We start from the raw sequence: 14,027 nt of genomic DNA, 5'->3' as shown, positions 1-14,027 counted from the left end.
GTAATTGTACAGCTGCTGCTTGCGGGTGAGCAAAAGCGGAAGATAAGAAGAAAAAGGTGCTTATGGCGCCCCCTGCAGAAAGCAATTATTACGGTAATACCTTGAAATAGTTGTTTATTTATTGCATTTGTGTATTTGGCAGAAAACTTACGCCATTTCGGCAAATGTTTTACGAAAACGCAGCAGTGCGATGGTAAAAAACGCGCCGCCGATCGCCAGCAGGGTCAGGAACTGCGGCCAGACGATGGTAAAGTCCGCGCCGCGATAGAGAATAGCCTGCGCCAGACTCACAAAATGGGTGGTTGGCATACTCAGCATAATATCCTGCACCATCTGCGGCATACTTTCGCGCGGCGTCGAACCGCCGGAAAGCATCTGTAACGGCAGCAGCACCAGAATCATCAGCAGCCCCAGCTGCGGCATTGAACGGGCAACCGTGCCCATAAAAATGCCGATCGACGTCGTAGCGAACAGACTCAACGCCACGCCGAGCATAAACAGCGGGATCGAGCCGTCAATGGGCACCTGCAAGACTCCCTGCACCATACCTGTCAGCGATAGCCCGGAAACCACCAGCACTACCAGCCCCATTGACCAGACCTTAGCGAGCATAATTTCAAACGGCGTTACTGGCATCACCAGCAGATGCTCCACCGTACCGTGCTCGCGCTCGCGGATCAGTGCCGAGCCGGTCAGCACAATCGCCAGCATGGTGATGTTGTTGATAATCGCCATCACCGCGCCGAAACGCTTCTGCTCAAGGTTTGGGTTAAAGCGCATCCTCACCGCCAGATCCACTGGCAGCACGCTATTATCGCGGTAGCGGGCGACAAAGCTGTTTATCTCGCCGGTGACAATATTCTGAATATAGCTATTGCCGGTAAACGCCTGACTCATCCGCGTGGCGTCAACGTTGACCTGCAGATCCGGCTTTTTACCCGCCAGCACGTCGCGCTGAAAGTTCGGCGGAATATTGATGGCGAAGGTATAACGCCCGGCATCCAGCCCGGCGTCCATCTCTTCAGCGGTAATCAGCTCAGGCTCCAGAAACCACGGGCGATAGAAACCGTTGATGATCCGTGATGAGAGTTGTGATCTATCCATATCGGCGATGGCGATCGGCGCCAGATGCAGCGAGCCTGGCATTACCGTCGCGGAGGAGTAGACCGACACGGTAAAGGCAAAGACGATCAGCGCCAGCATCGCTTTATCGCCCAGCAGGCTGCGCAACTCTTTCACCCCGAGGTTATAAATATTGCGTAATCCGCGCATTATCCCTCCTGTTTTTTCAGCAGCCACACGCTCAACCCCAGCACCAGCGGCACGGCAATCAGCAGCGGGATAAACGATGCCCACAGATCGCTAAGCCCCAGTGCTTTCGAAAACGTACCGCGGGCGATGGTCAGAAAGTGGCTGGTTGGGTAGACCTGACCTATCCAGCGGCCCGGCCCTTCCAGCGAAGCCACCGGGTCGATCATCCCGGAAAACTGCGTTGCGGGGATCAATGTGATGATCGCAGTACCGAAAATCGCTGCAATCTGGCTCTTCATAAACGTCGAGATTAGCAGTCCCATGCCGGTTGCGATGGTGACGTATAGCAGCGCCGCCAGCGTCAGCGTCAGGAAACTACCCTTATGCGGCACCCCAAACATAAAGACTGACAGCGCGCACAACAGCAGGAAATTGAACATCCCCAGCACGATGTAGGGTAGCTGTTTGCCAAGTAAAAATTCGCTGCGGGTGGTCGGCGTGACGTACAGATTGATAATCGATCCCAGCTCTTTTTCCCGCACCACGCTCAGGGCGCTGAGCATTGCCGGGATCATCATCAGCAGCAGCGGAATTACCGCCGGAACGATGGCGGGCAGGCTTTTTACATCCGGGTTGTAGCGATAGCGGGTCTCTATTGACATCAGCGAGGTGTCGCCGCTGGCGTTAGGTTGCCGCCCGGCCATTTCCTGTAGCCAGGCCAGATGCATTGCCTGCACGTAGCCTCGCACCGTCTCCGCGCGGTTGGGCATCGCGCCGTCAACCCACACGCCAATCTGCACCGGCGTGCCGCGAGCAATATCGCGGCCAAAGTTCGGCGGGATCTCAATCGCCACCGCCAGCTCGCCATTGCGCATTCGGCGATCCAGATCGTCGTAGCTGTAGAGCGGCGTACGTTCGATAAAGTAGCGTGACCCGGCGATGCTCTGCGTCCAGCTCTGACTACTGACCGTTTGATCGCGATCGAGTACGGCGAAGCGCAGATTTTCTACATCCATACTAATCCCGTACCCCATGATAAACATCAGGATCACCGTACCCAACAACGCCAGCGTCGAACGTACCGGATCGCGTCTCAGCTCCAGTGCCTCCCGGCGGCTATAGCTGAACAGACGGCGCAGGCTGAAGAGCTGACGCGGCGCGTCGGCCTGCTTTTTAGGTGCGCTTTCGATCGCCCCGATGGCGGCGACCGGGTCTGCCGCGTCCTGTAGCCAGGCGATAAACGCCTCTTCAAGATTTGCCGTACCGCGTTGTTTTACCAGCGCTTGCGGCGTATCGCTGGCCAACACCTTGCCCGCGTGCATCAGCGAGATCCGGTCGCAGCGTTCCGCTTCGTTCATAAAGTGGGTGGAGATAAAAATGGTGACCTTATCTCGCCGCGCCAGGTCAACCATCAACTGCCAGAACATATCGCGGGCGATAGGATCGACGCCGGAGGTCGGCTCATCAAGGAGCAGCATCTCCGGGCGATGGATCACCGCCACCGCCAGCGATAGTCTTTGCCGGATGCCCAGCGGCAGCGCGGCGGGCAGGGCGTGCTCGACGTCGGTGAGCATAAAGCGCTGGCTCATCTCGGCCACGCGAGCGGGGATCTCTGCGTCAGGGATGTGAAACAGGCGCGCGTGCAGCTCCAGATTCTGGCGCACGCTCAGTTCGCTATAGAGTGAAAACGCCTGCGACATGTAGCCCACGCGGCGGCGGGTGTCGATATCCTTCGGATCTATCGGCTGGCCGAATAGCCAGGCTTCGCCTTCGCTGGCGGGCAGCAGCCCGGTCAGCATCTTCATGGTGGTAGATTTGCCGCAGCCGTTTGAGCCGAGAAAGCCGAAAATCTCGCCGCGCGAAATGCGGAAATTGACATTATCCACTGCGACAAAATCACCAAAACGCATGGTCAGCCCGCGCGCTTCAATGGCTATCTCATCTTCTGCGGCGTCACGTGGCGGAATAACGACTTGCTGATGCGTGTTGCGTAACGCTTCCGGCAGCAGGGCGATGAACGCCTGCTCCAGCGTCTGACTGGCGGTTTGCGTTCGTAGCTGTTCAGCGCTGCCGGTAGCCAGCACCTCACCCGCGTTCATGGCGACCAGCCAGTCGAAACGCTCGGCCTCTTCCATATAGGCAGTGGCGACCAGCATACTCATTTCCGGCTGACGCTCGCGGATGGTGTCGATAAGCTCCCAGAACTGCGCCCGGGAGAGTGGGTCGACGCCGGTAGTGGGTTCATCAAGAATCAGCAACTGCGGATCGTGGATCAGCGCGCAGCACAGGCCGAGTTTCTGCTTCATCCCACCGGAGAGTTTCCCTGCCGGGCGATCGCGGAACGGCGCCAGCCCGGTGCTGTGCAGCAGCTCGTCGATACGGCTTTCCCGCTCGTGCTTATCATGGCCGAACAGGCGGGCAAAGAAGTCGACATTCTCATACACCGAGAGGGTGTGATAGAGGTTTTTCCCCAGCCCTTGCGGCATCCAGGCGATTTTCGAGCAGACGTTGCGCCGATGCCGGGCGTCGCGCATGTCGCCGCCAAGCACCAGGACGTTACCCTGCCCGATAACCCGCGCGCCAGCGATCAGCGACAGCAGGCTGGATTTGCCTACGCCGTCGGGGCCGATTAGCCCGACCATGCAGCGTGAGGGGAGGGTCAGCGTGATATCGCGTAGTGCGGTCGTCGCGCCAAAGCGCTGGCTGACATTCTCCAGGCTGGCGACCGGGGGATAAACGTCCAGTTTCATTGCGGCACCCTTACCGCCAGCGCGGCGGGCCACGGCTGCTCTTTATCCAGCCGCACGTAGGCCATACCCGGCAGGCCGGTCTTCACATACTCCAGATGCTGCGCCAGCAGTTCAGGGGGAATGCGCGCTTTGACGCGGAACATCAATTTGAGCCGCTCATCGTGGGTTTCGACGGTTTTCGGCGTGAACTGGGCGACGCTGGCGACAAAGCTGATATTGGCCGGAATGACCAGATGCGGTGCGGCGTCGAGCACGATACGTACTTCGCTGCCCAGCGCCAGCAGACCCGCCTGCTCGGTTGGCAGGAAGAAGGTCATATAAACGTCGGCCAGATCGACCATATTAAGCACCCGGCCACCGGCGGCCAGTACTTCGCCCGGCTCGGCGACGCGGTACTGGATGCGGCCGTCGCGCGGGGCTTTCAGCGTACTATCCTCAATATCGGCAATGATGCGTCGCTCAGTCGCCTGAGCGGCCTCCACGCGGGTTTGCGCCTGAATAATGTTGGTGCGCGCGGCTTCAATAGCGGCCTTATCGGCGGAAACCTGCGCTCTGGCGGACTCCAGCGCCGCTCTACCGCTCCCGGCGGCTGCCCGGTCGTCATCCAGTTGTTGCGCCGATACCGCGCCGCGCTGGGAGAGCGTGCTGGAGCGAACGTGGCGTTTAGCGGCTGCGTCCAGCTCCGCCTGGCGCTGTTTCACCACAGCTTCGCTGGCGCGCATTTCGCTTTGCCGTTGATCCAGCAGCGCCCTGGCGGCAGCGACCGCGCTTTGCGCCTCTTTAATCTGCGCGGCGGCTTCCAGCCGTTGCTCGTTCAGCACCCGGGAGTCCATTTTCGCCAGTACGTCGCCCTGGTGGACAAACTGCCCCTCCTTCACCAGGATGACGTCAATACGACCGGCGATTTTGGTGGCGATATCCACCTCAGTAGCCTCAATTCTGCCGTTACTGCTGGCAAAGCCGTCCGGCAGTCCCGGCGGACGCAGCATCCACCACGCCACGGCGGCGGCAATTACCGCGAAACCGATAATGCACCAGGTCCAATGTCGTTTTAATTTATCCATACGCTACCCGCTCTGTTCCCTGTTGCTGAGTGGCGCGCGTTTCGTACTAAAGACGGAGGGGGAGGCTGTGAGGTGTGCTACTTATGTGATCATCATCAGCAATCCTGGCCGTAAATGAAACACGCACAGTTATAGCTACTGTGAATGTCATATTAACACCGGAATCGTTTATGTCCATACTGTTAGTAATGAATTGAAAAAACGTTAACATAACGAGAACAGTGTTGATGCGATCAGCTGCGCGGCGGCGGCGGGTAGAGGTAAGCCGGTTCCACCAGCCTTCTTTATAGCCTGCTTCTGTCCTGCCGGGTCAACGCCAGCAAGCAGCTTCATTTTTGCTTCTGATTGTTTTGCCCTGGCCCCAGTGTTCAGGATGCATATAGAAGAATGAAGGGCTGTGATGGTTCTTGTTCTGGAGTGAGGAGGTGGGTTCTGGCAGGAATGGCGTCCCCTGCAGGAATCGAACCTACAACTAGCCCTTAGGAGGGGCTCGTTATATCCATTTAACTAAGGGGACGAGGCGGCAAGATTATAACGTTAAATCCCTTTTGCGTTAAGCACATTGCCGCCTGACTGCTTAAAGAGTCGCCATTCAGGATGCTTTTTTAGCCTTCTCTTGCTCTTTCTGCTGCGCCTGAAGTTCCGCCTTGCGCTTGTTCGACATGTCATTACGAATTTGGGCGTGACTCAGCAGGGCAAAAATAAAGGTGCCTCCGCAAATATTTCCCGCAAGCGTCGGCAGGGCGAACGGCCAGAAAAACTCCGTCCAGTGTAGCGTACCGTTGAACACCAGATAGAGGATCTCAACCGTACCCACCACAATATGCGTCGTATCGGCCAGCGCGATAAGCCAGGTCATCAGAATAATCACCACAATCTTGGCTGAGCCAGCTGAAGGAAACATCCAGACCATCGTGGCGATAAGCCAGCCGGAGATAATCGCGTTAGCAAACATCTCAAACGGGGTGTTTTTCATTACGTCCATACCGATTTGAACGAACGCATCGCGCGTCTTTTCGTCAAAAATCGGCATATATTCAAACGCCCATGCCGCAATCCCGGTGCCAATCAGGTTCCCCAGCAGCACCACGCTCCACAGACGCATCAACAGGCCAAAATTCCCCAGGGTGGGATTTTGCATTACCGGCAGGACCGCCGTGACGGTGTTTTCCGTAAAGAGCTGCTGGCGCGCCATAATGACAATAATAAAGCCGAAGGTGTAACCCAGATTCTCAATCAGAAAACCACCCGGGACACCTTCCAGATGCACATGGAAAATCCCCTTAGCCAGCAGGGAGGCTCCCATCGACAGACCGGCGGCGATGGCAGACCAGAGCAGGGCCATGGCGTCACGCTCCATCTCCTTTTCGCCATCCTGACGAATATGCTCGTGAATCGCCATGGCGCGCGACGGCAGGCGATCCTCATCCACCTCTATCTCTTCGCCGCTGCGATTCTCCTCGCTCTCCACTTCCAGCTCGTCACTCTCTTTGTTGATTTTCTCTTCTTTTATATTGTCCATATAAAGACATCCTCAGCCTGAACATGGTATTAAGCGTAGCGGTTTTTTGTGACATACCCGGTAGCTATGCTCTGAAATTGTCGGTAATGACAATAAAGGCAATACAGGGAAGGCGCAGAGCCGATAAAATCAGAAACGAAACGAAAATAATAAAGTCGGGCTATGCTGAGATCGAGGCGGTGGCGAAGGTGCTATCGCATGCGTGGACATCGGTAAGCGTGCTGTTACAATCAGCAGCATGTTAACAGGCGGGGCGTATGTCGCTTCGTTACGGATGGCAATCAACGATAGCCATACTGCACAGGGAGAAACTTATGAAATTTCGGCTGTCGGCGCTTGCGCTGGGCACCACCTTGCTCGTGGGCTGCGCCAGCTCAGGCGAGCAAACGGGGCGCTCCGATCCTTTAGAAGGGTTCAACCGCACCATGTACAACTTCAACTACAACATGCTGGATCCCTACGTGGTGCGTCCGGTCGCTGTGGCATGGCGCGATTATGTTCCGCAACCTGCGCGTAATGGGCTGAGTAATTTTACCAGCAACCTGGAAGAGCCCGCGGTGATGGTCAACTATTTCCTGCAGGGCGATCCCTATCAGGGAATGGTGCACTTTACCCGCTTCTTCCTTAATACCCTGCTCGGCATGGGCGGCTTTATCGACGTGGCGGGAATGGCGAATCCGAAACTCCAGCGTGAACAGCCGCATCGCTTCGGTAGTACGCTCGGGCACTATGGCGTAGGCTACGGCCCGTATGTGCAACTGCCTTTTTATGGCAGCTTTACGCTGCGTGATGAAGGCGGGGATGCGGTGGATACGCTCTATCCGGCGCTGTCATGGCTCACCTGGCCGCTCTCTATCGGCAAGTGGGCGGTAGAGGGGATCGAAACCCGTGCCCAGCTGCTCGATTCCGACGGCCTGCTGCGCCAGTCCTCCGATCCTTATATTATGGTTCGCGAAGCTTACTTCCAGAATCATGACTTTATTGCCAACGGCGGCAAGCTTAAGCCAGAAGAGAACCCGAACGCGAAAGCGATCGAGAATGAACTTTCTGAGATCGATTCAGAATAAAAAAAAGGTGAGCCAGGCTCACCTTTTTATCATTTACGCTATCAGAATGCGTAGTTGAAGTTCGCGCCGTAGAGCCAGGCTTTACCCTTGGATTCGAACTCGTACGGGCCTTCCTGGAAGCTGACTTTCTGACCGTGCATATAAGAGACGCCGACATCCACCGAGGCATCTTCGTTAAATGCGTAGGTTGCACCCGCACTCACCCAGAAGCGATCCTGATCCGGGATGGAGATAGACCGATGATCTGCCGGTACCGGGCTGTCATCAAAGGCAACGCCGGTACGGAAGGTCCAGTTATCATCCATATAATAGGTAGTACCCAGCGCGATACGGTAGGCGTCGCGATAGCTTTCATCTTTATAGAACAGCGTATCGCCATCGCTGTTGGTCGCTTTCAGCTCCTGGAACTGGCTCCAGCTGGTATAGGTCAGGCTGTAGTGAATCGCCCACTGCGGCGCCACTTTGTTATACCCCGACAGCTCCCACATTTCCGGCAGGTTGAGGGTTAAAGAACCACCGGTTGTCCGGCCATCGGTACCCATCGGCAGACCGAACGTGCCGAGGATTTGGTTATAGGCGGAGGGCAGGCTGCTCTTGTAATCGCCGTCGAAATCAATTTTGACTTCGGAACGATAGGTGAAGCCATAACGGTTATCTTTATCGACTTCATACAGAATACCGGCGTTCCAGCCAAAGCCCCATTCGTCGCCTTTCAGATGCGCAATCTGCGTATCACCAGGAATACCGGCGACCTGCTGCGCAAGCGGCGGCGGCAGCGCGCCAGAGCCAGCAACAATCTGGCCCAGGTCACCTGCATAACGCTCGATTTTGGCTCGGGCGTATACGGCATCGAAGCCCACGCCAAAGCTCCAGTGGTTATCCAGACGGTAGGCGCCGCTCAGGTTGAGGTTGAGGGTCTCCAGATCGGTTTTCCCGCCAAATGCGCCAGCCGGGTAGTTATTTGAAAATTCAGTCGCTAAGCCGTAGTTAGAGGTGACCGATGCGCCCCAGCCAAACTGGTCGTTAATCGGGGCGACAAAATGCAGGTTCGGTACCCAGGCGGTGGGGGCGATATTATCCCCATGCAGGCTACGACCGGTCGGAGAGGTACCGGTAATATCGACGCCCGGATCAACGAAAATAGCCCCCGCCGAGAAAGTAGGGCGGTCAAACAGAGTGATCAGCGCCGGGTTGCGGCTGACGTTGCCCGCGTCATCGGCGATAGCACCTTCCCCGGAGTAGGCTCGGCCAAGTCCAGAGGCGGAAAATTCGTTAAGCTGGAAGCCCGCTGACCAGGCGGAGGAGGAGACGATTGCCACTGCAACTGCTAACGCAGTTTTGTTGAACAGGGTTTTCTGGCTCATGACCAAAACCTCATCGAGTTATTTTTATTCAATAAATGTTACATACAGTAACAGGAGCGCGAAGTGTAGGGTCTGCGGTAATACTTAGAAATCAGACCAGTGGCGAGAGTATAGGTCTGACCAGATGTAATGTTGCAAGTTTGTTTATAAGATTTTTCAGAGTTGTTTTTCGAAACGGGATCTGCGTGGCAAAAATGGGGGCCGCTTCGTTGGTGAAAAAAAGCCATATTTGAGTTAGATCATTTTTTATTGTGATATTGGTCACTTATCCCCATTCATAGCATTAACGGCTGGAGCCCCTCCTTGCAGGAGAGTAAAATAGTCGCATTCTGTTTAGCTCGCGCCACGCGCGAAAAGAGAGGAGATTACGCTATGAGTAAATGCAGTGCTGATGAGACCCCGGTTTGCTGCTGTATGGATGTTGGCACCATCATGGACAACTCCGATTGCACCGCTTCCTGGAGCCGCGTTTTTGCAACCCGTGCCGAAGCAGAAGAGATGCTCGCTTCGCTGACCAAACGCGCGCGCGATGTGGAATCTGAACCCTGCCAAATCAGCTCCACCTTCACCGACGTTGAAGGCGGCGTGCAGCTGGATATCGATTTTGTCTTTGCCTGCGAAGCGGAAACGCTGATTTTCCAGCTCGGTCTGCGTTAATCCCTTCACGCTACGCGTTACATCCCGGCCCCTGATTGTTCAGGGGCCTCTTTTTTTCTGTTTTACCTCGCAATTTTTCAACTCCCCGATTGGCTGAATGTAAAATAATGGTTAAAACTGTTATCAGGTCAGACCACTTAATATTTTGTCATTTCACAGGGGAGCGTTATGAGTCAGGCATTACCGCTAATCACCCGCGAGGGCGATCGCATTGCCATTGTGAGCGGATTACGCACGCCGTTTGCCCGACAGGCGACCGCATATCACGGTATACCGGCAGTCGATCTCGGGAAAATGGTGGTAGGGGAGATGCTGGCTCGCAGCGAAATCCCCGCTGAAGTCATTGAGCAGCTGGTCTTTGGCCAGGTCGTTCAGATGCCTGAAGCGCCCAATATCGCCCGTGAAATTGTGCTGGGCACCGGGATGAGCGTCCATACCGATGCCTACAGCGTAAGCCGCGCCTGCGCCACCAGCTTTCAGGCGGTGGCGAACGTGGCGGAAAGCCTGATGGCAGGCACCATTCGCGCCGGGATCGCAGGCGGCGCCGACTCCTCTTCCGTACTGCCCATTGGCGTCAGCAAAAAGCTGGCGCGTGTGCTGGTGGATGTGAATAAAGCGCGCACGATGAGCCAGCGGCTGAAGCTTTTCTCCCGCCTGCGCCTGCGCGATCTGGCCCCCGTCCCGCCTGCCGTGGCGGAATATTCCACCGGTCTGCGCATGGGCGATACCGCCGAGCAGATGGCGAAAACCTATGGCATCACCCGGGAGCAGCAGGATGCGCTGGCGCACCGCTCCCACCAGCTTGCGGCGCAGGCCTGGTCAGAGGGGAAACTGAGCGACGAGGTGATGACAGCCTATGTGCCGCCATACCGCCAGCCGTTAGCGGAGGACAACAATATTCGCGGCGCGTCGACGCTGGCGGACTACGCCAGACTGCGTCCGGCATTCGATCGTAAACATGGCACCGTTACGGCAGCAAACAGTACGCCGCTGACCGACGGCGCGGCGGCGGTGATCCTGATGACCGAATCCCGCGCCAGGGAGCTGGGCCTGACGCCGCTCGGCTATCTGCGCAGCTATGCATTCACCGCGATTGATGTCTGGCAGGACATGCTGCTCGGCCCCGCCTGGTCAACGCCGCTTGCGCTGGAGCGCGCCGGTTTAACGCTTTCCGATCTTACCCTTATCGACATGCATGAAGCGTTTGCGGCGCAGACCCTGGCTAACCTGCAGCTGCTTGCCAGCGATCGTTTTGCCCGGGAAGTGCTGGGCCGTTCGCAGGCTACCGGCGAAGTTGATGAGAGCAAATTCAACGTGCTGGGCGGCTCGATTGCCTACGGGCATCCGTTTGCCGCCACCGGTGCGCGCATGATTACCCAAACGCTACGCGAACTGCGTCGACGCGGCGGTGGATTCGGGCTGGTTACCGCCTGTGCCGCAGGCGGGCTGGGCGCAGCGATGGTTCTGGAGGCTGAATAATGGAGAATATTTCCGCTTTTACCCTGACGATCCGCCCGGATCAGGTTGCCGTGGTCACCATCGACGTGCCGGATGAGAAAATGAATACCCTGAAGGCTGAGTTTGGCCAGCAGGTCCGCGCGATTCTGAAGCAGATCCGCGATGACAAGGCGGTGCGCGGGCTGGTCTTTATCTCCGCCAAGCCCGATAACTTTATCGCCGGGGCGGATATCAACATGATTGCCCGCGCCAGCAGCGCGCAGGAGGCGGAAGATCTTGCCCGGCAGGGGCAACAGATTATGGCTGAGATCCACAGCATGCCGATCCCGACGATCGCGGCGATCCACGGTGCCTGTCTCGGCGGCGGGCTGGAGCTGGCGCTGGCCTGCCACAGCCGCGTCTGTACCGACGATCCTAAAACGCTGCTTGGCCTGCCGGAGGTGCAGCTGGGATTACTGCCGGGTTCCGGCGGTACGCAGCGGCTGCCGCGCCTCGTTGGCGTCAGCACCGCGCTGGAGATGATCCTGACCGGCAAACAGCTTCGCCCCCGTCAGGCGCTAAGGGCGGGGCTGGTGGACGAGGTGGTGCCACATACCATTCTGCTGGAGGCGGCGGTTGCGCTGGCGTTAAAGGGGCGCCAGACCCGTCGTCCTCTGCCGGTGCGTGAGCGTGTGCTTGCCGGACCGCTTGGACGCACTCTGCTGTTCAATATGGTGGGTAAAAAGACCGAGCACAAAACCAAAGGCAACTATCCGGCGGCAAAACGCATTCTTGAGGTTATTGAAACCGGACTGGCGCAGGGCAGCAGCAGCGGCTATGCGGCAGAGGCCAAAGCCTTTGGCGAGCTGGCGATGACACCGCAGTCCCGGGCGCTGCGTAACATTTTCTTCGCCAGCACCGAGGTGAAAAAAGATCCCGGCAGCGCCGCTGCCGCCGGTCCGCTTCACGCCGTGGGCGTGCTGGGGGGCGGACTAATGGGTGGCGGTATCGCCTTTGTTACCGCCAGCAAGGGCAAACTGCCGGTTCGCATCAAAGATATCAATCCGCAGGGGATCAATCACGCGCTGGCCTATAGCTGGCAGCTGCTTGATAAGAAGGTCAAACGCCGCCACATCAGGGCAGGCGAGCGCGATCGCGAGCTGGCGCTAATTTCCGGCACCACCGACTACAGCGGCTTTGGTCATCGTGACGTGGTGATTGAGGCAGTCTTTGAGGATCTGGCGCTCAAGCAGCAGATGGTGGCAGAAGTGGAGCAGCACTGCGCACCGCACACGATTTTTGCCTCGAATACTTCCTCCCTGCCCATCGGGGATATCGCCGCGCAGGCGGCCAGGCCGGAGCAGGTCATCGGGCTGCACTACTTCAGCCCGGTCGAGAAAATGCCTCTGGTGGAGGTGATTCCCCATGCCGCCACCAGCCCGCAAACCATCGCAACGGTGGTGAAGCTCGCTAAAAAACAGGGGAAAACCCCGATTGTGGTGGCGGATAAAGCCGGTTTTTACGTAAACCGCATTCTGGCGCCCTATATAAATGAGGCGATGCGCCTGCTCACCGAAGGTGAGAAGGTGGAGCATGTGGATGAAGCGCTGGTTAAATATGGTTTTCCGGTCGGCCCAATCCAACTTTTGGATGAGGTCGGAATCGATACCGGCACTAAAATTATTCCTGTGCTTGAGGCCGCTTATGGAGAGCGTTTTAGTCCGCCTGCAAACATTGTTTCTGCAATTTTGAATGACGATCGCAAAGGCAGAAAAAATGGCCGGGGTTTCTATCTTTACGCGGTAAAAGGGCGTAAAAGCAAGAAGCAGGTAGACCCTTCAGTTTACGGGCTTATTCGCGCTTCCGGGCAGGGGCAGTTAACGGCTCAGCAGTGTGCCGAGCGTTGCGTGATGATGATGCTTAACGAAGCGGCGCGCTGTTTCGACGAGCAGGTGGTGAAAAATGCCCGCGATGGCGACATCGGCGCGGTGTTTGGCATCGGTTTTCCACCTTTCCTGGGTGGCCCGTTCCGCTATATGGATAGTCTGGGCGCGGGTGACGTGGTGGCAACATTACAGCGGCTGACTACGCTGTATGGCCCACGATTTACGCCATGCGAGGCGTTGCTGCGGATGGCGGAAAATAATCAAAATTTTTGGCCAACAGAGGAAACTGACCTCGCAAATCAGGGTCAAAGTAGGGTACATCCCACATTGAATGAGACCGCTACTGGTTAAAGTGTAATCAGCCATTGACTATACTTACATCAATGAGGTAAAACACAGCGTTTCATTCATTGGATGGATCAGGCACAATGCCCGACCATCGGGTTTTCTACCTCGTTTATCTTCATTAACAGGTAGTCAACGCCGATGATTCTGGTTAACAAAAGCGGTGCAATATGCAAGTTTTTATCATGCGTCACGGCGACGCGGCACTCGATGCCGCCAGTGACTCTGTTCGTCCTTTAACACCCTGTGGCTGTGACGAATCCCGTCTCATGGCAACATGGCTCGAGGGGCAAAAAGTGGATATCGAACGCGTTCTGGTTAGCCCTTTTCTGCGAGCTGAACAAACGCTGGATGTGGTAGGGGAGTGTATGGCCCTGCCGGCTCAGGTCGATGTCCTTCCTGAACTCACCCCCTGCGGCGATGTCGGCCTGGTAAGCGGCTATCTGCAGACGCTCTGCGCCGAAGGGGTCACCTCCGCGCTGGTTATCTCTCACCTGCCGCTGGTTGGCTACCTGGTCTCTGAACTCTGCCCCGGCGAAACGCCGCCGATGTTCACCACCTCGGCTATCGCTAACGTTACCCTTGACGATGAGGGTAAAGGGGTCTTTAACTGGCAAATGAGCCCCTGCAATCTCAGGATGGCGAAAGCGATCTGATGCTAAGGGCAAAGGCGGGTCGCCCTGT

Annotated in this window: 11 protein-coding genes and 1 tRNA gene; 5 read left to right on the top strand and 7 right to left on the bottom strand. The window is 56.9% G+C overall.

Annotated features, from left to right (window positions below):
- Window positions 1-147 precede the first annotated feature (147 nt).
- From BN3796_RS18820 to BN3796_RS18800, 6 genes are all read right to left on the bottom strand, one after another.
- The gene (locus BN3796_RS18820) at window positions 148-1,272 is read right to left on the bottom strand and encodes an ABC transporter permease (protein ID WP_061709876.1); all 1,125 of its coding nucleotides are present in this window, start codon (window positions 1,270-1,272) and stop codon (window positions 148-150) included.
- Window positions 1,272-4,001: a ribosome-associated ATPase/putative transporter RbbA gene (rbbA, locus tag BN3796_RS18815; protein ID WP_061709875.1), complete on the bottom strand. Its 2,730-nt coding sequence runs from the start codon at window positions 3,999-4,001 to the stop codon at window positions 1,272-1,274. Before rbbA ends, BN3796_RS18820 begins: the two co-directional genes overlap by 1 nt.
- Entirely contained in the window at window positions 3,998-5,065 is a 1,068-nt protein-coding gene (locus tag BN3796_RS18810) for an HlyD family secretion protein (RefSeq protein ID WP_061709874.1), read from the bottom strand. Before BN3796_RS18810 ends, rbbA begins: the two co-directional genes overlap by 4 nt.
- Window positions 5,066-5,269: 204 nt before the next feature.
- The gene (locus BN3796_RS21095; RefSeq protein ID WP_262360334.1) at window positions 5,270-5,398 is read right to left on the bottom strand and encodes a hypothetical protein; all 129 of its coding nucleotides are present in this window, start codon (window positions 5,396-5,398) and stop codon (window positions 5,270-5,272) included.
- 109 nt (window positions 5,399-5,507) lie between these two features.
- Window positions 5,508-5,582: transfer RNA gene (locus BN3796_RS18805), tRNA-Arg, on the bottom strand.
- Window positions 5,583-5,657: 75 nt separating this feature from the next.
- On the bottom strand, window positions 5,658-6,587 hold the full coding sequence (locus tag BN3796_RS18800) for a formate/nitrite transporter family protein (RefSeq protein ID WP_061709873.1): 930 nt from the start codon (window positions 6,585-6,587) through the stop codon (window positions 5,658-5,660).
- Between the two features lie 314 nt (window positions 6,588-6,901).
- On the opposite strand from BN3796_RS18800, the gene mlaA reads away from it, so the two are divergent.
- Window positions 6,902-7,654: a phospholipid-binding lipoprotein MlaA gene (gene mlaA / locus BN3796_RS18795; protein ID WP_061709872.1), complete on the top strand. Its 753-nt coding sequence runs from the start codon at window positions 6,902-6,904 to the stop codon at window positions 7,652-7,654.
- A gap of 41 nt (window positions 7,655-7,695) precedes the next feature.
- On the opposite strand, the gene fadL is transcribed toward mlaA, so the two are convergent.
- Entirely contained in the window at window positions 7,696-9,018 is a 1,323-nt protein-coding gene (gene fadL, locus BN3796_RS18790) for a long-chain fatty acid transporter FadL (protein WP_162267589.1), read from the bottom strand.
- Between the two features lie 372 nt (window positions 9,019-9,390).
- Between fadL and BN3796_RS18785 the strand changes: the two genes are divergently transcribed.
- The 4 genes from BN3796_RS18785 to sixA all read left to right on the top strand — a co-directional run bounded on the left by BN3796_RS18785 (window position 9,391) and on the right by sixA (window position 13,999).
- Window positions 9,391-9,675, top strand: a complete 285-nt coding sequence (locus BN3796_RS18785; RefSeq protein ID WP_061709870.1) for a YfcZ/YiiS family protein — start codon at window positions 9,391-9,393, stop codon at window positions 9,673-9,675.
- A 168-nt stretch (window positions 9,676-9,843) separates the two neighbouring features.
- Window positions 9,844-11,154 (top strand): acetyl-CoA C-acyltransferase FadI, encoded by a 1,311-nt coding sequence (fadI, locus tag BN3796_RS18780; protein WP_061709869.1) that lies wholly within the window; start codon window positions 9,844-9,846, stop codon window positions 11,152-11,154.
- Window positions 11,154-13,349 carry a fatty acid oxidation complex subunit alpha FadJ gene (gene fadJ / locus BN3796_RS18775; protein WP_061709868.1) on the top strand — a complete coding sequence of 732 codons (2,196 nt, stop codon included), beginning with the start codon at window positions 11,154-11,156 and terminating at the stop codon, window positions 13,347-13,349. Before fadI ends, fadJ begins: the two co-directional genes overlap by 1 nt.
- Window positions 13,350-13,513: 164 nt before the next feature.
- On the top strand, window positions 13,514-13,999 hold the full coding sequence (gene sixA, locus BN3796_RS18770) for a phosphohistidine phosphatase SixA (RefSeq protein WP_061709867.1): 486 nt from the start codon (window positions 13,514-13,516) through the stop codon (window positions 13,997-13,999).
- The last annotated feature ends 28 nt before the right edge of the window (window positions 14,000-14,027 follow it).

It is taken from the genome of Pseudenterobacter timonensis (genome assembly GCF_900021175.1).
Taxonomy (GTDB): Bacteria; Pseudomonadota; Gammaproteobacteria; order Enterobacterales; family Enterobacteriaceae; genus Enterobacter; species Enterobacter timonensis.
The sequence above is the reverse complement of the archived record's forward strand: the minus strand, read 5'-3'. Positions and strand labels throughout refer to the sequence as shown.